This window comes from Bacteroidota bacterium (assembly GCA_039821555.1).
Lineage (GTDB): Bacteria > Bacteroidota > Rhodothermia > Rhodothermales > Rubricoccaceae > JBCBEX01.
In genome coordinates this window covers 1-597 of sequence record JBCBNX010000069.1, presented here as the reverse complement: position 1 = coordinate 597, position 597 = coordinate 1, and the positions used below count along the sequence as shown (strand labels likewise).

1 protein-coding gene is annotated in these 597 nt (G+C 67.7%); it reads left to right on the top strand.

Annotated elements, in window-relative coordinates:
* Positions 1 to 597 (top strand): GMC family oxidoreductase N-terminal domain-containing protein (locus AAFU51_18885; protein ID MEO1573308.1); only part of this gene is annotated, 597 nt, incomplete at both ends.

Here is a 597-nt window from a genome sequence, read left to right as displayed (position 1 = left end):
ACACGAACCCGTGGATCCATATCCCGGTCGGCTATTTCAAGACGATGGGCAACGCGGCCGGCGACTGGTGCTACAAGACCGAGCCGGATCCGGGCCTGAACGGGCGGCAACTCGACTGGCCCCGGGGCAAGGTGCTCGGCGGCTCCTCCTCGCTCAACGGGCTTCTCTATGTGCGCGGGCAGGCGGAGGACTATGACCGCTGGCGCCAGATGGGCAATTCCGGATGGGGATGGGAGGATGTGCTTCCCCTCTTCAAGCGGGCGGAGGATCAGGAACGCGGCGCGGACGACTATCACGGCACCGGCGGCCCGCTCGCCGTGTCGGACATGCGGCTGAAACGGCCGATCTGCGATGCGTGGGTCGAAGCTGCGCAGACCGTGGGCTACCCGTACAACCCGGATTACAACGGCGCGGATCAGGAGGGCGTGGGGTATTTCCAGCTCACAGCCCGGGGCGGGTGGCGCTGCTCGTCGGCGGTTGCGTACCTCAAGCCCGCGCGGAACCGGCCCAACCTGCAGATCGTGACCAAGGCGCACACGCAGCGCGTGCTCATCGAGAACGGGCGCGCGACCGGCGTCGTCTATCGGGACCGGTCCG